Annotated in this window: 20 protein-coding genes, 1 tRNA gene and 2 pseudogenes; 13 read left to right on the top strand and 10 right to left on the bottom strand. The window is 56.9% G+C overall.

The window, feature by feature from the left end; translation table 11 throughout:
* Nucleotides 1–6: 6 nt before the first annotated feature.
* The gene (gene tesA / locus AB1748_RS06485) at nt 7–633 is read right to left on the bottom strand and encodes a multifunctional acyl-CoA thioesterase I/protease I/lysophospholipase L1 (RefSeq protein WP_367396146.1); all 627 of its coding nucleotides are present in this window, start codon (nt 631–633) and stop codon (nt 7–9) included.
* Between tesA and ybbA the strand changes: the two genes are divergently transcribed.
* Together ybbA and ybbP are read left to right on the top strand one after the other, a co-directional pair.
* On the top strand, nt 601–1,287 hold the full coding sequence (gene ybbA / locus AB1748_RS06490) for a putative ABC transporter ATP-binding protein YbbA (protein WP_111138982.1): 687 nt from the start codon (nt 601–603) through the stop codon (nt 1,285–1,287). The genes tesA and ybbA overlap by 33 nt on opposite strands.
* The gene (ybbP, locus tag AB1748_RS06495; RefSeq protein WP_111138983.1) at nt 1,284–3,701 is read left to right on the top strand and encodes a putative ABC transporter permease subunit YbbP; all 2,418 of its coding nucleotides are present in this window, start codon (nt 1,284–1,286) and stop codon (nt 3,699–3,701) included. The genes ybbA and ybbP overlap by 4 nt, the downstream gene beginning before the upstream one ends.
* Nucleotides 3,702–3,972: 271 nt before the next feature.
* On the opposite strand, the gene purK is transcribed toward ybbP, so the two are convergent.
* The 4 genes from purK to ppiB form a co-directional block, all read right to left on the bottom strand.
* Complete coding sequence (purK, locus tag AB1748_RS06500) at nt 3,973–5,037, bottom strand: 5-(carboxyamino)imidazole ribonucleotide synthase (protein ID WP_293770809.1); 1,065 nt, start codon at nt 5,035–5,037, stop codon at nt 3,973–3,975.
* The gene (gene purE, locus AB1748_RS06505; protein WP_367396147.1) at nt 5,034–5,540 is read right to left on the bottom strand and encodes a 5-(carboxyamino)imidazole ribonucleotide mutase; all 507 of its coding nucleotides are present in this window, start codon (nt 5,538–5,540) and stop codon (nt 5,034–5,036) included. The genes purK and purE overlap by 4 nt, the downstream gene beginning before the upstream one ends.
* A 131-nt stretch (nt 5,541–5,671) precedes the next feature.
* On the bottom strand, nt 5,672–6,388 hold the full coding sequence (lpxH, locus tag AB1748_RS06510; RefSeq protein WP_367396148.1) for a UDP-2,3-diacylglucosamine diphosphatase: 717 nt from the start codon (nt 6,386–6,388) through the stop codon (nt 5,672–5,674).
* Nucleotides 6,388–6,882 (bottom strand): peptidylprolyl isomerase B, encoded by a 495-nt coding sequence (gene ppiB / locus AB1748_RS06515; protein WP_111138987.1) that lies wholly within the window; start codon nt 6,880–6,882, stop codon nt 6,388–6,390. The genes lpxH and ppiB overlap by 1 nt, the downstream gene beginning before the upstream one ends.
* Nucleotides 6,883–7,094: 212 nt before the next feature.
* Here ppiB and cysS point away from each other — a divergent pair, with 212 nt between their 5' ends.
* Nucleotides 7,095–8,480: a cysteine--tRNA ligase gene (gene cysS, locus AB1748_RS06520; protein WP_288475745.1), complete on the top strand. Its 1,386-nt coding sequence runs from the start codon at nt 7,095–7,097 to the stop codon at nt 8,478–8,480.
* Between the two features lie 139 nt (nt 8,481–8,619).
* Here the strand turns inward: cysS and ybcJ are convergent, their stop codons facing one another.
* Together ybcJ and folD are read right to left on the bottom strand one after the other, a co-directional pair.
* The gene (gene ybcJ, locus AB1748_RS06525) at nt 8,620–8,832 is read right to left on the bottom strand and encodes a ribosome-associated protein YbcJ (protein ID WP_111138989.1); all 213 of its coding nucleotides are present in this window, start codon (nt 8,830–8,832) and stop codon (nt 8,620–8,622) included.
* Nucleotides 8,833–9,699, bottom strand: coding sequence for a bifunctional methylenetetrahydrofolate dehydrogenase/methenyltetrahydrofolate cyclohydrolase FolD (gene folD, locus AB1748_RS06530; RefSeq protein ID WP_293770799.1), 867 nt, complete (start codon nt 9,697–9,699; stop codon nt 8,833–8,835).
* A gap of 172 nt (nt 9,700–9,871) precedes the next feature.
* Between folD and AB1748_RS06535 the strand changes: the two genes are divergently transcribed.
* The 5 genes and pseudogenes from AB1748_RS06535 to AB1748_RS06555 all read left to right on the top strand — a co-directional run.
* Nucleotides 9,872–10,375, top strand: coding sequence for a DUF1198 family protein (locus tag AB1748_RS06535; protein ID WP_111138991.1), 504 nt, complete (start codon nt 9,872–9,874; stop codon nt 10,373–10,375).
* A gap of 94 nt (nt 10,376–10,469) precedes the next feature.
* Nucleotides 10,470–10,546: transfer RNA gene (locus AB1748_RS06540), tRNA-Arg, on the top strand.
* Nucleotides 10,547–10,912: 366 nt separating this feature from the next.
* Nucleotides 10,913–11,236 (top strand): hypothetical protein, encoded by a 324-nt coding sequence (locus AB1748_RS06545; RefSeq protein ID WP_367396149.1) that lies wholly within the window; start codon nt 10,913–10,915, stop codon nt 11,234–11,236.
* A 180-nt stretch (nt 11,237–11,416) separates the two neighbouring features.
* Nucleotides 11,417–11,599 carry a hypothetical protein gene (locus AB1748_RS06550; RefSeq protein WP_146240828.1) on the top strand — a complete coding sequence of 61 codons (183 nt, stop codon included), beginning with the start codon at nt 11,417–11,419 and terminating at the stop codon, nt 11,597–11,599.
* A pseudogene (locus AB1748_RS06555) lies at nt 11,571–11,693 on the top strand (IS3 family transposase); the annotation flags it as partial. The gene AB1748_RS06550 and the pseudogene AB1748_RS06555, both read left to right, overlap by 29 nt.
* A 316-nt stretch (nt 11,694–12,009) precedes the next feature.
* On the opposite strand, the gene AB1748_RS06560 reads toward AB1748_RS06555, so the two are convergent.
* Together AB1748_RS06560 and AB1748_RS06565 are read right to left on the bottom strand one after the other, a co-directional pair.
* Entirely contained in the window at nt 12,010–12,222 is a 213-nt protein-coding gene (locus AB1748_RS06560; RefSeq protein WP_111138994.1) for a hypothetical protein, read from the bottom strand.
* 55 nt (nt 12,223–12,277) lie between these two features.
* A pseudogene (locus tag AB1748_RS06565) lies at nt 12,278–12,751 on the bottom strand (DUF2778 domain-containing protein).
* A 412-nt stretch (nt 12,752–13,163) separates the two neighbouring features.
* Between AB1748_RS06565 and ddpX the strand changes: the two are divergent.
* A complete protein-coding gene (gene ddpX, locus AB1748_RS06570) occupies nt 13,164–13,745 on the top strand; it encodes a D-alanyl-D-alanine dipeptidase (RefSeq protein ID WP_128084138.1) in 582 nt (193 codons plus the stop codon).
* A gap of 140 nt (nt 13,746–13,885) precedes the next feature.
* Here ddpX and AB1748_RS06575 read toward each other — a convergent pair whose 3' ends face one another.
* Entirely contained in the window at nt 13,886–14,122 is a 237-nt protein-coding gene (locus AB1748_RS06575) for a DUF2171 domain-containing protein (RefSeq protein ID WP_003854080.1), read from the bottom strand.
* Nucleotides 14,123–14,473: 351 nt separating this feature from the next.
* Between AB1748_RS06575 and AB1748_RS06580 the strand changes: the two genes are divergently transcribed.
* From AB1748_RS06580 to AB1748_RS06595, 4 genes are all read left to right on the top strand, one after another.
* Complete coding sequence (locus tag AB1748_RS06580) at nt 14,474–15,070, top strand: DUF1349 domain-containing protein (protein WP_367396325.1); 597 nt, start codon at nt 14,474–14,476, stop codon at nt 15,068–15,070.
* 102 nt (nt 15,071–15,172) lie between these two features.
* Nucleotides 15,173–16,189, top strand: coding sequence for a DUF481 domain-containing protein (locus AB1748_RS06585; protein WP_111138996.1), 1,017 nt, complete (start codon nt 15,173–15,175; stop codon nt 16,187–16,189).
* A 103-nt stretch (nt 16,190–16,292) separates the two neighbouring features.
* A complete protein-coding gene (locus AB1748_RS06590) occupies nt 16,293–17,258 on the top strand; it encodes a magnesium and cobalt transport protein CorA (RefSeq protein WP_367396326.1) in 966 nt (321 codons plus the stop codon).
* A 382-nt stretch (nt 17,259–17,640) separates the two neighbouring features.
* Nucleotides 17,641–19,005: a cytochrome ubiquinol oxidase subunit I gene (locus tag AB1748_RS06595; RefSeq protein WP_367396150.1), complete on the top strand. Its 1,365-nt coding sequence runs from the start codon at nt 17,641–17,643 to the stop codon at nt 19,003–19,005.
* Nucleotides 19,006–19,009 lie beyond the last annotated feature (4 nt).

Raw genomic sequence — 19,009 nt, forward strand, 5'->3', positions numbered from 1 at the left:
GGCGCGCTACGGCTGCTTAACTAAGGGAGCCAGTTCTCTGGCCATCAACCCGGCGATAAACGGCTGGGCATCGGGATTGGGATGAATGCCATCCTGCTGCATCCATTCGGGTTTCAGGTAGACCTGCTCCATGAAGAAGGGCACCAGAGGAATGTTATGCTGCTGCGCTAAGCCGGGATAGATGCCGCTGAACGCCTCGGTATAGCGGCGGCCATAGTTTGCAGGCAGGCGGATCTGCATCAGCAGCGGCTTCGCGCTGGCGGCCTTGATAGCGTCAATGGCCTTGCTCAGCGTCTGCGCAATGGTATCAGGCGGAAAGCCGCGCAGACCATCATTACCGCCCAGTTCGATTAACACCCACTGGGGCTGATGCTGTTTTAATAGCGCAGGCAGACGGGCCAGCCCCTGTGCGGCCGTGTCACCGCTGATGCTGGCGTTGACCACTTTCGGTTTCTGCTGCCACTGTTTATCAAGCAGGCTGGGCCAGGCTGCAGTGGCAGACATGCGATAGCCTGCGCTCAGGCTGTCGCCCAGCACCATCAGCGTATCGGCAGCCGCCAGACGCGACACCAGCAGAAGCATCAATAACAGGAAGGGATAATGCCAGCGGAAAACATTGTTGAAGTTCATCATCTTACTAAGTCCGTCGGTCAGGGAGAGCATCAGTTAACCATCCTTACCGGAGTTGAGTTGGTTGTCAAACCAGCCGAGACCCTTGCGTTGATTGGCGAGTCGGGTTCCGGCAAGTCTACCCTGCTGGGGATTCTGGCCGGGCTGGACGACGGCAGCAGCGGGGAGGTCCATCTGCTGGGGCAGCCGCTGCACCGGATGAATGAGGAGCAGCGCGCGGCCCTGCGCGCTAAACAGGTCGGTTTTGTGTTTCAGTCGTTTATGCTGGTGCCGACCCTGAACGCGCAGGAGAACGTGCAGCTGCCTTCGCTGCTGCGCGGTGACAGCGATCGCCAGAGCCGGGAGCAGGCGCGCGAGCTGCTGACGCTGCTTGGGCTGGGGGAACGTCTGCACCATCTGCCCGCCCAGCTTTCTGGCGGGGAGCAGCAGCGGGTCGCGCTGGCCCGCGCCTTCAGTGGCCGTCCGGGCCTGCTGTTTGCCGATGAACCGACCGGCAATCTCGATCGTAAAACCGGTGACCGCATCGCCGATCTGCTGTTTTCCCTGAATCGCGACTTCGCCACGACCCTGATTCTGGTGACGCACGATGAGCAGCTGGCGGCGCGCTGCGACCGTCGCCTGCGGCTGCGTGATGGCAAGCTGTGGGAGGAGCAATGATCTGGCGCTGGTTCTGGCGGGAGTGGCGATCGCCCTCGCTGCTGATTGTCTGGCTGGCCCTGACGCTGGCGGTCGCCTGCGTCCTGGCGCTGGGATCGATCAGCGATCGCATGGAAAAGGGGCTGAATCAGCAGAGCCGTGACTTTATGGCGGGCGACCGTACGCTGCGCAGTAGCGCGGCGGTGCCGGAAGCCTGGCTGGCGAAAGCGCGTGAAACCGGCCTGACGGTCAGCCGTCAGCTGACCTTTATGACCATGACCTTTGCCGGCCAGTCGCCGCAGCTCGCCTCCGTCAAGGCGGTCGATGACGCTTACCCGATGTTCGGCACGCTGCAGACTAAACCGCCAGGTCTGAGGCCGCAGGCGGGCACCGCCCTGGCCGCGCCGCGCCTGATGGCGCTGCTGAATCTGAACGTGGGCGATGTGCTGGACGTCGGAGACACCCGGCTGCGCATCAGCGGCGTGGTAATTCAGGAGCCGGATGGTGGCTTTAACCCCTTTGAGATGGCGCCGCGTCTGCTGATCAACCAGGCCGATGCCGCGAAAACCGGGGCGATCCAGCCTGGCAGCCGAATCACCTGGCGCTACAAATTCGCCGGCAATCCCGACCAGCTGGCCCGCTACGACCGCTGGATTGAGCCGCAGATCAGGGCGGACCAGCGCTGGATCAGCACTGAGAACTCAGAGGATGCCCTGGGGCGTTCGATGCAGCGTGCGCAGCAGTTTCTGCTGCTGTCGGCCCTGCTGACCCTGATGCTGGCAATTGCGGCCGTGGCGGTCGCCATGAGCCACTACTGCCGCAGCCGCTACGATCTGGTGGCGGTGCTGAAAACTCTGGGGGCCACGCACGGCGCCTTGCAGCGTCTGATCATCGGTCAGTGGCTGGCGGTGCTGCTGCTGGCGGCGATAGCCGGTGGCCTGATCGGGCAGGGCGTGGAAGCGATTCTGATGGCGATGCTGAAACCGGTGCTGCCAGCCAGCTTACCGGCGGCCAGCCTCTGGCCGTGGGTCTGGGCGGTGGGCTCGCTGTTTGTGATTTCGCTACTGGTGGGGCTGCGTCCCTATCGTCTGCTGCTGGCGACGCAGCCGTTGCGGGTGCTGCGGCGCGATGCGGTAGCCAGCCTCTGGCCGCTGAAATTCTACATCCCGGTGATGGCCGCGGTTGTCATCACGCTGTTAGCCCTGCTGGTGGGCGGCAGTAAGATGCTCTGGGCGCTGCTGGCCGGTGTGGTGGTGCTGGCGGGCTTACTGGCCATTACCGGCTGGGGCACGCTGCTGCTACTTCGGCGGCTGGTGGTGCGCAGGCTGGCCCTGCGGCTGGCGATCAACCGGCTGCTGCGTCAGCCCGGCATGACGCTGAGTCAGCTCGCGGCCTTTTCGCTCTCGTTTATGCTGCTGGCACTGCTGCTGGTGATGCGGGGCGATCTGCTGGATCGCTGGCAGCAGCAGTTACCGGCGGACAGCCCGAACTTCTTCCTGCTGAACATCAGTGCGGAGCAGGTGCCGCAGGTGCGGGATTTCCTGCAGGCGCACCAGATTAAGCCCGAAATCTTCTACCCGATTGCACGGGTAAGGCTCAGTGAGCTTAACGGTAAGCCAGCGGATCCTGGTCGGGATAACGCCCTGAACCGCGAACTTAACCTGACGGCGCTGGCCGAGCGTCCGGATCACAATCCGCTGGTGGCCGGTCACTGGCCGCCGGGGGCAGGAGAGGTGTCAATGGAGGTGGAGCTGGCGGAGCGGCTGGGCGTGAAGCTCGGTGACACCCTGACGTTCGAAGGCGATACGCAGACCTTCAGTGCCCGAATCTCCAGCCTGCGTAAAGTGGACTGGGAGAGCCTGAAGCCGAACTTCTTCTTTATTTTCCCGCCGGGGGCGCTGGACAGTCAGCCGCAGACCTGGCTCACCAGCTTCCGTATGGCGGCCGATCCGGTTCTGCTGGCCCAGCTGAACCGCGCCTTTCCGACGCTGAGTCTGCTGGATATCGGCAGCATTATGCGGCAGATCGGTCAGGTGCTGACGCAGGTCAGCCAGGCGCTGGAGATCATGGTGGTGCTGGTCACCGTCTGCGGTCTGCTGTTGCTGCTGGCGCAGATTCAGGTCGGGATGCGTCAGCGTCGGCAGGAGCTGGTCGTCTATCGCACGCTGGGGGCCGGTAAGCGCCTGCTGCGCACCACGCTATGGTATGAGTTTGCTCTGCTTGGCGTGGTCTCCGGTGTTGCGGCAGCAATGGGGGCAGAAGCGGCGCTGTGGGGATTACAGACCCGCATCTTTGACTTCCCGTGGCAGCCCGACTGGACGCTCTGGCTGGCGCTGCCGTTGTGCGGCGCGCTGCTGTTATCTCTCTGCGGCGGCTGGCTGGGTATCCGGTTACTGAAAGGAAAGGCTCTGTTCAGGAAGTTCGATGCGGCGTAGCGGTCAGATTCGGGGCAGGACAGGCCGCATCCCGCCCGTTTTTACCGCTATGCAGATCAACAGGCGGAAAACCGGAGTGAGGCGTTACGCAGGAAGGATGAATTCAATCCGCTAACGGACGCCCCTCAGGGATGAGGAGCGTTATCACGCGTGACGGGCGGGCAGGGGCGTTTTTGCGATCTTTTCCCGATGTCTGCTGCTGACTGAGAGAGAACGGCACCATCATGCTGAGCGGCCCGATCAGGCCGCCCTGCACTGTCGGTGGCGGCGATCAGAGCTTCTCAACTGCCCACGCAATACCGCTGGCGTACTCTGCAGGCAACTGGGGCACCAGCGCGTTCAGCGCCATCTTAAGCCGCTTCGTGTCGCTGTCGGTCAGATTGAGATGGCCCACTTTACGGCCCGGACGCACCTCTTTGTCATACCAGTGCAGATGCACCAGCGGCTGCTGCAGCCAGCTGAGGTTTACGTCGGTGCCAATCAGGTTGACCATCGCCGACGGGGCAAAGACCACCGGCTGCGGCAGCGGCAGGCTGAGAATGGCGCGCAGATGCAGCTCAAACTGGCTGATCGAGGCGCCGTTCTGCGTCCAGTGGCCGCTGTTATGGACACGCGGCGCCAGCTCGTTAATCAGCAGTCCGTCAGGCGTGACAAAGCACTCCATCGCCATCACGCCAACATAGTTCAGCGCATGCATAATCGCACTCAGCATCGCTTCGGCCTGCTGCTGCTGCGCCCGATCCGCCTGGGGCAGGGCGACGCTGGTGCGCAGAATGCCCTCCTGATGCAGGTTATGCGTCAGCGGATAGAACACGACGTTACCATCGTGGCCGCGCGCGCCCACCAGCGAGACTTCACCGGAAAAGTTAATGCCCTGTTCAACGATGCATTCGCCGTAGCAGGCATCCGGCAGCTGGTGCGTATCACCGGCGCGCAGACGCCACTGACCGCGTCCGTCGTAACCGCCGGTGCGGCTTTTCACTATCGCCAGCTCGCCCAGCGAGTCAAACACCGTCGGCCATTCGCTGTTGTCCGACAGCAACTGCCAGGGGGCAGTCGCCAGGCCAAGCTCGTCCAGCAGCTGCTTCTGCGTCAGGCGATCGGCCAGACGCGGAAAAATATCGCGGTTAACAAAGGCCGGATGGCTGGCCAGTTCACGCGTCAGCGCCGTCTCCGGCCAGCGTTCGATCTCGGCGGTGATCACGCTGTCGGCGATCGGCAGAGCGGCAGGATCGGCGTCCAGACCCACCGGGTAAACGGCAATGCCCAGGGGTTCACCTGCCTGACGCAGCATACGGCCTAACTGGCCGTTGCCCAGTACGCAAACCGGCTTCATGCCTCCTCCCGCGGATCGGGGTGGTTAAGCACCTCATCGGTCTGGCTCTGACGCCAGGTGCCGAGACGTGAGGCCAGCGCGCTGTCATGCAGCGCCAGAATCTGCGCCGCCAGCAGGGCGGCATTGGCGGCACCGGCTTTACCGATCGCCAGCGTGCCAACCGGGATACCGCGCGGCATCTGCACGATCGAGTAGAGGCTATCGACGCCGCTCAGCGCCGCGCTCTGCACCGGTACACCCAGCACCGGCACCAGGGTTTTGGCTGCCAGCATCCCCGGCAGATGGGCTGCGCCACCTGCACCCGCGATAATCACCTGAAAACCGTTGTCCGCCGCGGTTTCGGCGAAGCTGAACAGTTTATCCGGGGTGCGGTGCGCAGAGACCACTTCAACATGAAAAGGGACGTCCAGGCTGGTAAGAATGTCAGCGGCGAACTGCATGGTGGCCCAGTCACTTCTGGAACCCATAACAATGGCGATGCGAGCCGGGGCGTTGGATGACATGCGGTCAACTCCTGTGGATGAACAAACAGACCTGGCCGGGCGGACAGGTTTTGAAGGGCACCGAGAATAGCATGACAGAGGCGGAAGGAAAACGGTTGCGTCGCGCTTAATGCCGTCGGTTTAACGGCAGATCAGAAGTCAAATTCAGTGAGCTGAATGCCACTGGCGTCGAGCTGAATCATGGAACCCCGTTCGTGCCAGGCACCCAGTACCGCGCGCTGTGCCGTTTCGCCCTGCACCGCCAGCGTATGAATTGCCGGGCGGTGAGTGTGACCATGGATCAGCAGCGGCACCTGCTGGCGCAGCAGGGTGGCGACGACCGCATCCGGGTTCACATCCATGATGCTCTGAGATTTGTGCTGGTTAGCCTGCTTGCTGTCGGCCCGCATCCGCGCGGCAATCCGCTTGCGGATCCGCAGAGGCAGCGCCAGAAAGAGCCGCTGGATCCAGGGATTATGCACTCTGGCGCGAAAGCGCAGATAACCCGCGTCGTCCGTGCAGAGCGTGTCACCATGCATGATCAGCACTCGCTGACCATAGAGCGTCAAGACCTGCTCTTCCGGCAGCAGGGTCATGTGACTGGCGCGTGCAAAGCGGCGACCCAGCAGGAAATCGCGGTTGCCATGAATAAAGTAAACCGGCACCGGCAGGGCGCGCAGGGCATCGGCAACCTGCTGATGCAGCGGATTGGGATCGTCATCGCCTATCCAGGCTTCAAACAGATCGCCGAGAATATAGAGCGCGTCGCAGTGAGGAGCTTCGCGCGCTAAAAAATGCAGAAAACCGGCGGTAATCGCCGGTTCTTCCTGACACAGATGGAGATCTGCGATAAACAGCGTGCGCGACATTACTCGCTGACGGTCACTTTCTGGATAACGACGTCATCTTTTGGCACATCCTGGTGCATACCGCTGCGGCCGGTAGAGACGGCTTTGATCTTCTCTACCACATCCATGCCTTCAACCACTTCTGCAAACACGCAGTAGCCCCAGCCCTGAACGCTTTCATCACGGAAGTTCAGGAAGTCGTTGTCAGCGACGTTGATGAAGAACTGTGCGGTCGCAGAGTGCGGCGCAGAGGTACGCGCCATAGCCAGCGTCCCTTTGGTGTTTTTCAGGCCGTTGTTCGCTTCGTTTTTGATTTCAGCTTTGGTCTCTTTCTGCTTCATGCCGGGTTCGAAACCGCCGCCCTGGATCATAAAGCCGTTGATGACACGGTGGAAAATGGTGTTGTCGTAAAAACCTTCACGGCAGTAATCCAGGAAGTTCTGTACGGTGGCCGGCGCTTTGTCATCGAACGTTTTGATTACGATATCGCCATGGTTCGTCTGGAAAGTTACCATTTTTGTTGTCCTGTAAAGGTTGTGATCAGTAGCTGAGGTCGCTCTGTTAACTGGCGTACCCCTTTTAGTCGACGGTTCTTATATCATAAATTCCGATGACGCGTCAGCAGCGCGGCGCAGTTGGCTTGCTTTGCGTCGCGCGAGCGATAAAAATACGGCACAATGTCTGGATACTTAAAAGTGTCAACCACACGCGAAAACGGAACCGTTCAATGCTTAAGATTTATAACACCCTGAGTCGACAGAAAGAGGAATTCAAACCCATTCATGCCGGTAAAATCGGCATGTATGTTTGCGGCATCACGGTGTATGACCTCTGTCACATTGGTCATGGGCGGACGTTCGTGGCGTTTGATGTGGTGTCGCGCTATCTGCGCTACCTCGGGTATGAGCTTAACTATGTGCGTAATATTACGGACATTGATGACAAGATCATCAAACGTGCCAATGAAAATGGCGAAAGCATCGAAACCCTGACCAATCGTATGATTGGCGAAATGCATAACGATTTTGCCGCACTGGGTATTCTGCCACCCGATCAGGAACCACGCGCGACCCGCCATATCGCAGAGATCATTGCGCTGGTTGAAACGCTGATCGCACGCGGGCACGCCTATGTCGCGGAAAATGGCGACGTCATGTTTGATGTGCTCAGCGACACCGACTACGGCGCGCTGTCGCGTCAGGATCTGGAACAGCTGCAGGCGGGCGCGCGGGTCGAAGTGGCCGACGTGAAGCGGAATCCGATGGATTTCGTGCTGTGGAAAATGTCCAAAGCGGATGAGCCCGCCTGGCCATCACCGTGGGGCAATGGTCGCCCGGGCTGGCATATTGAGTGCTCGGCGATGAACTGCAAACAGCTGGGAAGCCACTTCGATATTCACGGCGGCGGCTCCGATCTGATGTTCCCGCATCATGAAAACGAAATCGCCCAGTCGAGCTGCGCGCATGACGGTCCTTACGTCAATTACTGGATGCACTCCGGGATGGTGATGGTCGACCGCGAGAAGATGTCCAAATCGCTTGGCAACTTCTTCACCGTGCGTGACGTGCTGCAGCATTATGATGCGGAGACGGTGCGTTACTTCCTGATGTCCGGTCACTATCGCAGCCAGCTCAACTATGGCGAAGATAACCTGAATCAGGCGCGTGCGGCGCTGGAGCGCCTCTACACGGCGTTACGTCACACGGACAGCAGCGTCCCGGCCAGCGGGGGTGAAGCGTTTGAAGCGCGATTCCGCGCGGCGATGGATGACGATTTCAATACCCCGGAAGCCTACTCGGTGCTGTTCGACATGGCGCGTGAAGTTAACCGCCTGAAAAGCGAAGAGGGTGCCTCGGCTGATGCCCTGGCGTCGAAGCTGCGCGAGATGGCCAACGTGCTGGGCATCCTGCAGCAGGACCCTGAGCTGTTCCTGCAGAGTGGCGCGCAGGTGAATGACGAAGAGGTTGCCGAGATTGAGCACTGGGTGAAAGCCCGTGCCGATGCGCGTGCCGCCAAAAACTGGGCGGATGCAGATATCGCCCGCGACAAACTCAACGCGCTGGGCGTGATTGTCGAAGATGGGCCACAGGGCTCAAGCTGGCGTCGGAAATAGGGCGGAAGGGGCGAGCAATCGCCCTTTTTTTGCGACTAACGGGCAGGTCGCTCTTTTTCGTACTGGCGGGCTGATACCGCGCAGACGCGCAGGGCTGACGTGGATGCTGCAACGGCGTCCACGCAGGGACGCCAGCGCATCACTCAACGACCGTGGTGCGGAAACCGGAGAACTCGACGGTCTGACCGGCCACGATTTTGCAGCGCTTACGGGTTTCGACCGCGCCATCGACCTTCACTTCGCCCTCGGCAATCACGATCTTAGCCTGTGCACCGCTCTGAACCCAGCCTTCCAGCTTCAGCAGGTCACACAGATCGACATGCGGGAATTTTCCCAGTGAAAAATTTGCCATTTAAACAACCTCTTTATCGTGAAACTCTTCACACGCCTGCAGCGTGTTCTGGATCAGGGTAGCCACCGTCATCGGGCCAACGCCGCCTGGCACCGGGGTAATATAGGATGCACGCTCTGATGCAGTGTCGAAATCGACATCGCCCACGACTTTGCCGCTCTCCAGTCGGTTAATGCCAACGTCGATGACGATAGCACCGGGTTTGATCCACTCACCCGGAATAAAGCCCGGCTTACCGACCGCCACCACCAGCAGATCGGCGTGCTCAACGTGATGGCGCAGATCTTTGGTAAAGCGGTGCGTTACGGTGGTGGTGCAGCCTGCCAGCAGCAGCTCCATGCTCATCGGACGACCAACGATATTCGATGCCCCGACCACCACAGCGTTCAGGCCGTAGGTGTCGATGTTGTAACGCTCCAGCAGCGTGACAATCCCGCGCGGCGTGCAGGGACGCAGAGTCGGCGCACGCTGACACAGACGGCCAACGTTGTAGGGGTGGAATCCATCGACATCTTTGTCTGGCGTGATGCGCTCCAGCACTTTGACGTTATCGATACCGGCGGGCAGCGGAAGCTGAACCAGGATGCCATCGATCTCATCGTCCTGATTGAGCGCATCAATCAGATCCAGCAGCTCAGCTTCGCGGGTCGAGGCGGGCAGATCGTAAGAGCGGGAATGGAAACCCACCTCTTCACAGGCGCGGCGTTTGCTGGCCACGTAGATTTGCGAGGCCGGGTTTTCACCTACCAGAACGACAGCCAGGCCTGGCGCACGTTTTCCGGCCGCCAGACGCTGCTTCACTTTTTCCGCAACCTCAACGCGCACCTGCTGCGCAATCGTTTTACCGTCAATAATTTTTGCTGCCATCAGAGAGGAAATCCACTGTGTTGTGTTGAATCGGGGAAGGGGGCTATTTTGTCAGAAGCGGGGGCTGCTGTCAGTCACAGTTTCAGCCACGAATGTGCTTTCCGACTTTTCATCGCGACGAGTGGCTGCCTGCATGCGTATGATATCGGCAGGACTATCAGGGGACGATGTCATGATCTGGATAATGTTTGCCACGCTGGCGGTGGTGTTTGTCGCCGGATTTCAGCTGCTCACCGCAGGCTCACGTCATGCCGTTCAGCGGCTCAGCAAGCGGCTGCAGTTGCCACCGGTTCAGGTGGAGTCGATGACCGCGATGATGGGCAAAGAGGCGGCGAAAGAGTTTACCGACTATCTGAGTCACGATAATGAAACGCATCTGCATAACGGTGCGGCGGTGTTGCTGATCTGGCAGGTGCTGATAGTGGACGGCAGCGAGGAGAACAGCCAGCGCTGGCATGGCATTCTCAGTCGCGCCGGTTTTTCGCCGCTGATCAGCCGCCAGCAACTGCTGCTCGCACTGGGCTTTCTGCGCCAGCTGGAGCCGGACAGCCAGGAGCTGCACGCGCTTCGCGAACAGTATAATGCGCGTTTCACACCGCAAGGGATTGAGCTGGAAGGAGAATCTGCCGCGACTCGCCAGGTGGTGTCGCTCAGCGAATGGCGCAGGCGTCATTGATGCGAATTGGTTAATCCCGCAGCACTTCGCTGCGCAGAAACGGCAAAAACGTTGACGTACCCGCTTCCGGACGTATAATCCGTGCCATCTCCATGCGCCCTTAGCTCAGCTGGATAGAGCACCGGCCTTCTAAGCCGTAGGTCACAGGTTCGAATCCTGTAGGGCGTGCCAGATTCTCTTCTCTCTGTTCTTCATCCCTGAATTTTTCACTTTCTGTCGTATTACGATCTGACTGACCTCTCTGCTGAACGTGTCAACGAATTTTCGCGTCCAGATAATGTGACAACTCAACCATCCGGCTGTTCAGGCACTTTTCTGAGGCCCGGTCAGATTAACGTCTGATTAACCGACATCCGGGTGTTCATATCAGGCGAGGGATGACGCCCGCTGTAAAATTCTGGTTTGCTGTTGAGATGAATTATCTGCTGTAAAATGGCCGTTTATATCCGTTTTCGCCTGTCCGGCGACGGGTTAGCACGGGACTCTTACACTGTGCTATATTCCGCTCGTGTCGCAACGTCATTCAGGATGAATCAGATGAACGATTATGAGCAAAGGCTTCTCAGGAATGGTTTCTCAGCTAAAGACGTTGGGAAATTAAAAGCGATTCTTACCAGAGATGAAAATCAATCCGATACTCTGCAATCTCTTGTTCAGGAACTCAGTAAACGTTTCTGGGCGGGCATCATTTGCCTGATAATTTTAAGCGCTGTTTTCATTTATGGTCTGGCGAAGGGACATACTGAAAGCCTGATATCCTATGCTATTGTCCTGATAATGGGCGCTGTTATCGTCTATTTCGTGATACCCATGAATCTTGCCTGGAAAGCCTTCAGGTTTACACGAGAAAGTGGACGCTGATAATATTAAAAAATTCATTAATTATTATCTCTCCCTGTTACGGGTTTATCTGGTTTTATATTAGCCAGGTTGTCCGTCCGGGGAATTATGCGTGATTATCGGTTTTACGTTTTTCCTGTTAACTGAAGATATTATGTCGTTATCAGGTAAGCGCTTTGATGTTAATGGATGGATGCTCTGATGACAGATTTTGAGGAAAAGCTTCTGGCCAGCGGTTTTTCTCAGAAAGATATACGCAAGCTAAAAAGCATTGTGCAGAAGGATAAATATCAGGAAGAGACACTTCAGCAACTTGTGAATGCGTTAAGTAAGCGATTCCTGGGTAGCCGCAGTCGGGGTTTCTGCCCGGTAATTCTGCCGTAAGCATGGTATTTCAGCCGTTACTTTCTACACCGGGCGCAAGAAGTCTGGCGGCGTGGAACTCTCTGAGATAAAGCGGCAGAAGGAGAACGCCCGTCTCCTGCAGCGCTCACAGTGGAATGGCCCATCTGAACTAACCAGAGCGTCCAGATGTGCCGACGGTGATAGAACGTAAATCCGCTATGCCTGGCCGTTTTAGTGCTGCGCACCACGCGGTATTAAGATCGACGACGCTTGCCGTTGTCGCTTGCTTATCACTCATTTGAAAAGCACAAGCCAGACGAGTCTTCTGCTCAATGACCAACACCAATACCTTATAGTTAGCGACAACCGGCACCATAGGCACCGCGGGTTCAGACCCGGAAGGTACCTCTGAATGCCTGTCGGTGATGAGCTGCTTTAATGTCTCTTAGTTATCTCTGATTAGCTTTGCGATAAAGCCAGACACCAATAAAGGCCAGCAGTAGAGAAAAAACTGCCTTGAGGAGAATCACGGTCAATTCGAAACTATCCATAGCGCTTTCTCCATCACCACTGATATGGCCTTCGACCAGCGATTTGATGAATCCTTCAGGAATAAAAATCCAGGAAGCGGATAGAATTATAATAAATATCAGTATTTTCATCGTGCAACACACTTTGTGAAATCAGGAATGCCACGAACATCAATGCGGCCATATGCTAATAAACCATGACTGCCCGGTACGACGACTTTTTCCGCCGCAATAATGAATTGCGTAAAGTCTGGAATTCAGATGAGCGATAAAAAGTGATGCAACCCCATGATACGCCAGAACCGTCGGTATTAAGTGGGTGAAGCCTGAAGCTGCCGCGCTTTACACCATTAACAAAAACGTAATCACTCATGGTTTTAGCACTGTATAAACCAAACTACTCTGAGTGATGATTTCGGTACATATGGGCCATATCTATCAACTCTGCCCGGGCGCGGTTCAGCAGGCTCCCTTCTGGTCTGTCTACAATCCAGTATGTTCCTGGCGGAATTGCGGCCTTCTCAATGTCCGAACAATCTGGATTATTGATATATCTTTCAATGCCAGACAAAACATCGAACGAGCCCACACCATAGCAGTTTAGCTTTACACGTTTTCCGTCACTGGAAAGTCGGCCATAATCCATCATGCATATTTGCATTGTAAATGCTCCCGTTGTCAATTCTCAGCCAATTTATGCTGTTTCTGGCGGGCGGCTTAAATGTCCCTTGCGACCCCTGATTCGAAAAGCGGTCTGGCTGCGTTTATATTGCCACACCCCGTATCCTGCAGTCACCGTTCACCGGTACCCGCAATATTAAATCATCTAATTTGCCGCTCCCCAATCAGAAGCGACATCCTTTCTCCTCTGCGCCACTTAACCGCAGACACACACTCCCTGAAGGCATAAATACTGTGATCAATCATTCCGGATAAACAAAATTCCACACCCTCCCGGCTCAGAAAATCGTCACACCTTTTTTTCCTCTCGCCGCAATGCCATGATAGCGGTTCTGTCATCATCGCGCTCCGGCCAACCCGCCCCGGAGCTTATAAACAGGACGTCATGACGCATGGAAAGTAAACATCTGGTTGATATTGCGGAAGCCTTTCCGCAGCTGGTCATCGATCTGAAATATGCCACCGCCGACAACATTGCGGGCCGGCCGATCTACCGCGACGCGCGTTGTCTGTTGCACACTGAAGCGGCTGATGCGCTGGCGAAAAGTATCAGCATTGCCAGGGTAGCTGGCTATACCTTACTGGTCCTGGACGCATACCGGCCACCGTCCGCCCAGGCCGTTCTCTGGGAGGCCTGCCCGAACCCGGACTATGTTGTCCCGCTGTCGCGCGGATCAAATCACAGTCGTGGCACGGCGATTGACGTTACGCTGATCGACGAGCATGGCGCGATTGTGGATATGGGCACCGGCTTCGATGAGATGAGTGAGCACTCTCATCCTTATCATCCTGCTGTGGCCCTCAAAGCTCAGCGCAACCGTCTGATGCTGAATGCCATTATGCTGGGGGGCGGCTTTACCAGCATCTCAACCGAATGGTGGCATTTTGAACTGCCCGGCGCAGAACACTATCCAGTGATTGACGGTGTCTTTGACTGCTATTCTTCTGCACAGGCGGAAAATATCGGCGCCTGAAAAGGACCAATTGCAATAAATGGTCGCCGGGATACGTTGAGCGAGCGCTATTTAAAATAACGTCAGTGAACTCAGGCAGATTAATGCGGGGTAGGGATTTCAGATAAAAATAAGCCGTGGCAGGCGCCACGGCTTTCACATCAGGCAGACTGCCACTCGCTTTCAACATCCGCTTTCGCTTTAGAAAGGATAACTTTATTGTCGTCCACTTCTTTCACCCAGCTGAATGGAATAATGTGGTGTTTGCCGCCCGCTTCAGGATCGCTTTTCGCCAGCTTAATTTTGTCGTCGCCTTCAAAATGGTCAACAATCCCGACATGTTCGCCATTCACATCAACAACCTGTGCGTGATCTAAAATCTCTGATTTATCTACCATGGTGGCTTAATCCTTATATTTAATGAGTGCTGTATTTCTCAGACAGAACAAGCCTGGTTGCTAAATGGGGTTTCCGCCAGACGATTAACAAAATGAAATATCTGAGTGTGCCGGATCTGATCGGCAAAGATTTATTTCTGACAGAAAGATCAACGCAAAGTCAGCAACGCCTGAAATAGCGATTTCCCCCTCTGATGTCCCGGCGGGGCAGGGCGCTGATCTGCCCGGCTCACCCGCGTCAGCGCGGTTGTCTGACGCTTTCTGCACAATCAACGCTATGATCATCAGATCGGTCGCTTCGCGGCAGAGCTGTCTGAACGCGCAGGACCTGGTTCACTTAAAGGAGTGTGGATAACAATGGTCAGTTCAATCATGTCTGAAGGCGGTGTCTGGATTAATCAGCCATCCGTTTACCGTCTGGAGGGCGATGTCCTGCAGTTTGAAACGGCCCAGAACAGCGATTTCTGGCAGCGCACCTGGTACGGCTTCGAACGTCACAGCGGCCACGCCTTTGGTTTCCAGGTCGAGGGTGATTTTACCGTGCAGGTGCAGGTGAGGGCGGACTTCAGCCAGCTTTACGATCAGGCGGGCCTGTTTATTCAGGATAACGAGACACACTGGGTAAAAGCGGGTATTGAGTTTAACGATGAGCAGCCAGCCATCGGCTGTGTTGTTACGCGTGAATTTTCCGACTGGTCAACCGGGGTGTTTCCCGGCGATGCGCGCCAGTTCTGGCTGCGCGCAACGCTGATTGATTCTGCATTAAGAATTCAGTACTCCAGCGATGGCGTGACCTGGCCGCTGTTACGGCTCTGCTCATGGCCTGGTCAGGGGCGACGTTTTGTCGGCGTGATGGGCTGCTCACCTGAGCGCGAGGGACTGGCGATCCACTTCAGCGACTTCAGGCTGAGCCCGCCGCTGGGCAAAGCGCTGCACGACCTCTCCTAGCATCGGCCAGATTGCATATCCTCCCGTAATCCGCTTAATTGTCAGCTTCGAATCTGCCGTGCTGCGTTGCCCGCATCGGGCGGCGCTTTTACAGGGAAAGCTATGCGTTCTGTTACCTCGTTTACCTCGCTGCTGGTGGTCGGTTGCTTTGCCGGAGTGCAGCAGGCCGCAGCCGATACCGTCTGGCTGAATAATGGCGACCGCCTGTCGGGCACTATCCGTTACCTCAGCGATGGCCGGCTGGCGATAGAGACAGCCTATGCGGGCACGGTCACGCTCGACTGGAAAGCGGTCAGTACACTTGCCAGCGATAATCCGGTGAATGTCGAAAACAAACAGACCGGCGAGCACTATCAGGTCCGGCTCTCCTCATCTGACCCCGGCTATGTCTGGGTGGAGCGTAATGAGCAGGAGCAGCAGGTTTCGATCAAGCGTATTGATGAGTTTATGAAGGCCAGAGTGCGCAGCGATCGGCTCGCCTGGAGCGGCAACGTGGATGCCGGTGTGAAAGTCAAAAAAGCCTCGACCAAAACCGACGACTACAGTTTTGCGCTTAACACCAAACTGAATCAGGGAAAATGGCGGCAGGATATCGGCGCGACCTACAATCGGGAGCAGGAAAATGAGAGCGTCAACACGGACAACTACAGTCTGCGCTACGCCGTTGACTATCTCTTCAGGGAGCAGTTTTTCTGGCAGGCGCGCGCCACCTACAAGCGCGACTGGGTAGAAAATCTCTCGCGCCAGGCGTTAATCGGCACCGGGCCCGGTTATCAGCTGTGGGATACCGAACTTAGTGCGTTCTCACTCTCCGTGCTGGCCGGTGCGTTTGAATATGGCTACAGCGAAGACAGGGATGAGCGGCACTTCGGTGGTTCACTGCGCTGGAACTATCAGCGCTATCTGCTGGGCAAGTCGGTCACGCTCTACAGCAACGGCGATGTGGGGCATTCGCTGGATGACGATGGCGTCTTTATGCTGGATGCGGAAGTCGGCCTGCGCTACAGCCTCACCTCCTGGTCCACTCTGCATCTGGGCTATCACCGCAACCTGGTCAGTGGCATACCGGACACCCTGAACGAGGGCATCTTCTCCACCGGCCTGGGGCTGAAATGGTAACCCGCTGATCGCACAGCGCGGCAGCAAATCCTTACGGTTTTTCTGCGGTTACCGGCCCGCTATTGGCTAAGCTCCATGTAGTCATAAAACGGGAAGGCAGATGATGATCGTAAGCAGCAGGGTGTACCGTCCGGGATGCGCGGGCGAAGAGGTCGGGGTTGACGATATCAGCGAAGTGATTAAAGAGCCGGAGGCGTTCATCTGGCTTGGACTATGGCAGCCCGACGCGGAGTTTATGGCGAAGATTAAAGAGGAGTTCGGCCTGCACGAACTGGCGGTTGAAGACGCGCTGAATGCCCATCAGCGACCGAAAATCGAACATTATGGCGAGTCGCTGTTTATCGTGGTCAAGACCGTATGTGTTAAGGATAACAACTGTGAAATGGGCGAAACCCATTTCTTTGTCGGCAAAAACTTTCTGATCAGCATCCGCCACGGCGCCTCTGAAAGCTATACGCCGGTGCGAAAGCTGGCATCTGAAAATCCGTCGCTGCTGAAATATGGCCCCGCCTGGCCGCTCTACTGTCTGCTCGATTTTATTGTCGATCGTTATGCCGAGCTGTCCACCTCGCTGAATGAGCGGGTCGGACAGATGGAGAACGAACTCTTCACCAGCGAATTTGATCGCCAGTCGGTGCAGCAGGTCTACGCCATGCGGCGCCATCTGCTGACGCTGCGCAATGCCGCGCAGCCTGTGGAGGAGATCTGTAATCAGCTGATCCACCTGCATGAAGATCTGATCCCGCGTCCGCTGCGCGCCTATATCCGTGACGTGCAGGATCACGCCCGGCATGTGGTGACGGACGCCGAGGATATGCGCGAAATGCTGACCAGCGCCATGCAGGTCAATCTGGCGCTGGTGACGGTGCAGCAGAATGAGGTGGTGAAAAAGCTGGCGGGCTGGGGCGCTATCCTGGTGATCCCGACGGTGGTGTTCAGCATGTACGGCATGAACTTCGAGCATATGCCGGAGCTGAAGTCCCTGTATGGCTATCCGCTGGCGGTGGGACTGACGCTGGTGGCCTGTGGCGGACTCTGGGCCAGGCTGCGTCGCGCCGGCTGGCTGTAAGCGAACCCGTATATTTTCAATGCGAGGAGGAAATTAATTTCGCGCCTCGCTTAATTTTATTTATCCTTATTTAAGCGCAGCGGATAAAGCTGGCGTTAATCATTCTTCCTCCCTCACTTTCCTTTTTTTGATTAACTGCATTTCCGGCTGCGGCCTTATTATTCTTTTCGGATTGCTGGCTGACTGATTATTCTTTCACTACGATAATCCTATTACCTTGTTGAAAGGCTATTGCCTGACGAAATAATCGGAATGCTGAAAAAAGACCTGACTCTCCGGCATAGCCTCTCTTTAACCGGCGATCTCCAGATGGCTGAGGGTTGCGTAGCGGTTCAGGGCAGGCATGGCCCCGGTCCACGCTGTGTTGCCGGGAAAATTACCTATGAATGACAGTGACTGGGTTTTAATGCTCGCCCGTGCCCAGTTTGCCGTGACTATGGGTATGCATATTACGCTGGCGGCGCTGACGCTGGGACTGGCACCGTTTCTGGTCTGGTTTGAAGCGCGCTGGCTATGGGGAAAGCAGCAGGCTGCACGCGATGCCCTTCACTTCTGGCTGATACTTTTTTCTCTGACCGTGGCGATTGGTGCAGCCTCGGGTGTGGTGATGGAGTTTCAGTTTGGCACGCACTGGGCTCCCTTTTCACATCAGGTTGGCGGGGTGATTGGCCCTTTGATGTTTTATGAAGTGCTGATCGCCTTCTTTCTTGAGTCGGCCCTGACAGGGGTGATGCTGTTTGGCTTTAATAAGATCCGGCCCGGCGTCCATTTTGCGGTGACCTGTCTGGTCGCGATCGGTGCGTTATTCAGCGCGTTCTGGATACTGGCTGCCAATTCATGGATGCAGACGCCGGTGGGTTTCAGTCGCAATCCGCAGGGGGTTTTCCTGGCCGAAAGCTGGCGATCGATTCTTCTGGCACCCTCTTTTCCCTGGCGCTTCAGCCACATGGTTGTGGGGTCGCTGATTGCGGTAGCGGTGCTGATCATGGGCGTAGCCGCCTGGCGACTCCGCCGTTTCAGCGGAGAGCCCGCTTCGCGGTTGATGCTTAACAGCGCACTGACCTTTCTGCTGGTTGCCATGCCACTGCAGATCATACTTGGCGATCTGCAGGGTGAAAATACCCGCGATTATCAGCCCGCTAAGCTGGCTGCGATGGAAGGGAGCTGGCATCGACCAGCGCAGGGCGAGGGGGAACCGCTTCGCCTGTTTGCCATACCGGATCAGCAGGCGCAGCGTAACCATCTGGAGCTTAGCCTGCCCGATCTGGGCTCGCTCTATCTGCGGCACAATCTCTCCGGGCATATCAACAGTCTCAGCGACTTTCCGGCAGATGCCATCCCTCCGGTGCTACCGGTCTTTTTCGCTTTTCGGCTGATGGTGGGGCTGGGAGTACTCATATTACTCACCACGATTGCCGCGAATGTTCAGCGCTGGCGTGGGCGACTGATGAGGTCAGGACGCTTACTGAACGGGCTGGTCTGGCTATCCCCTGCGGGCTTTATCGCGCTCCTGTCCGGCTGGGTCGTTACTGAAGTCGGACGACAACCCTGGACGGTCTATGGTCTGCTTCGCACCGCACAGAGCGTCTCTCCGCTGTCGCTCGGGGCTACGCTGAGTCTCTTTGTGGCGGTGCTGCTGATCTATGGGCTGGTTTTTGCTCTCGGCTTACGCTATCTGCTGCGCCGGGTTAAGGGCGCACTGCCATCGGGAGAACCGGTGGTGATAGTGCTGAAAACCCCGAATTAGGAGC

Source organism: Pantoea sp. Ep11b (assembly GCF_040783975.1).
Taxonomy (GTDB): Bacteria; Pseudomonadota; Gammaproteobacteria; order Enterobacterales; family Enterobacteriaceae; genus Pantoea.

Coding starts and splice junctions, on each gene's coding strand:
- ybbA (WP_111138982.1), top strand. CDS start 601: ATGCCAGCGGAAAACATTGTTGAAGTTCATCATCTTACTAAGTCCGTC.
- tesA (WP_367396146.1), bottom strand. CDS start 633: ATGATGAACTTCAACAATGTTTTCCGCTGGCATTATCCCTTCCTGTTA.
- ybbP (WP_111138983.1), top strand. CDS start 1,284: ATGATCTGGCGCTGGTTCTGGCGGGAGTGGCGATCGCCCTCGCTGCTG.
- purK (WP_293770809.1), bottom strand. CDS start 5,037: ATGAAGCCGGTTTGCGTACTGGGCAACGGCCAGTTAGGCCGTATGCTG.
- purE (WP_367396147.1), bottom strand. CDS start 5,540: ATGTCATCCAACGCCCCGGCTCGCATCGCCATTGTTATGGGTTCCAGA.
- lpxH (WP_367396148.1), bottom strand. CDS start 6,388: ATGTCGCGCACGCTGTTTATCGCAGATCTCCATCTGTGTCAGGAAGAA.
- ppiB (WP_111138987.1), bottom strand. CDS start 6,882: ATGGTAACTTTCCAGACGAACCATGGCGATATCGTAATCAAAACGTTC.
- cysS (WP_288475745.1), top strand. CDS start 7,095: ATGCTTAAGATTTATAACACCCTGAGTCGACAGAAAGAGGAATTCAAA.
- ybcJ (WP_111138989.1), bottom strand. CDS start 8,832: ATGGCAAATTTTTCACTGGGAAAATTCCCGCATGTCGATCTGTGTGAC.
- folD (WP_293770799.1), bottom strand. CDS start 9,699: ATGGCAGCAAAAATTATTGACGGTAAAACGATTGCGCAGCAGGTGCGC.
- AB1748_RS06535 (WP_111138991.1), top strand. CDS start 9,872: ATGATCTGGATAATGTTTGCCACGCTGGCGGTGGTGTTTGTCGCCGGA.
- AB1748_RS06545 (WP_367396149.1), top strand. CDS start 10,913: ATGAACGATTATGAGCAAAGGCTTCTCAGGAATGGTTTCTCAGCTAAA.
- AB1748_RS06550 (WP_146240828.1), top strand. CDS start 11,417: ATGACAGATTTTGAGGAAAAGCTTCTGGCCAGCGGTTTTTCTCAGAAA.
- AB1748_RS06560 (WP_111138994.1), bottom strand. CDS start 12,222: ATGAAAATACTGATATTTATTATAATTCTATCCGCTTCCTGGATTTTT.
- ddpX (WP_128084138.1), top strand. CDS start 13,164: ATGGAAAGTAAACATCTGGTTGATATTGCGGAAGCCTTTCCGCAGCTG.
- AB1748_RS06575 (WP_003854080.1), bottom strand. CDS start 14,122: ATGGTAGATAAATCAGAGATTTTAGATCACGCACAGGTTGTTGATGTG.
- AB1748_RS06585 (WP_111138996.1), top strand. CDS start 15,173: ATGCGTTCTGTTACCTCGTTTACCTCGCTGCTGGTGGTCGGTTGCTTT.
- AB1748_RS06590 (WP_367396326.1), top strand. CDS start 16,293: ATGATCGTAAGCAGCAGGGTGTACCGTCCGGGATGCGCGGGCGAAGAG.
- AB1748_RS06595 (WP_367396150.1), top strand. CDS start 17,641: ATGAATGACAGTGACTGGGTTTTAATGCTCGCCCGTGCCCAGTTTGCC.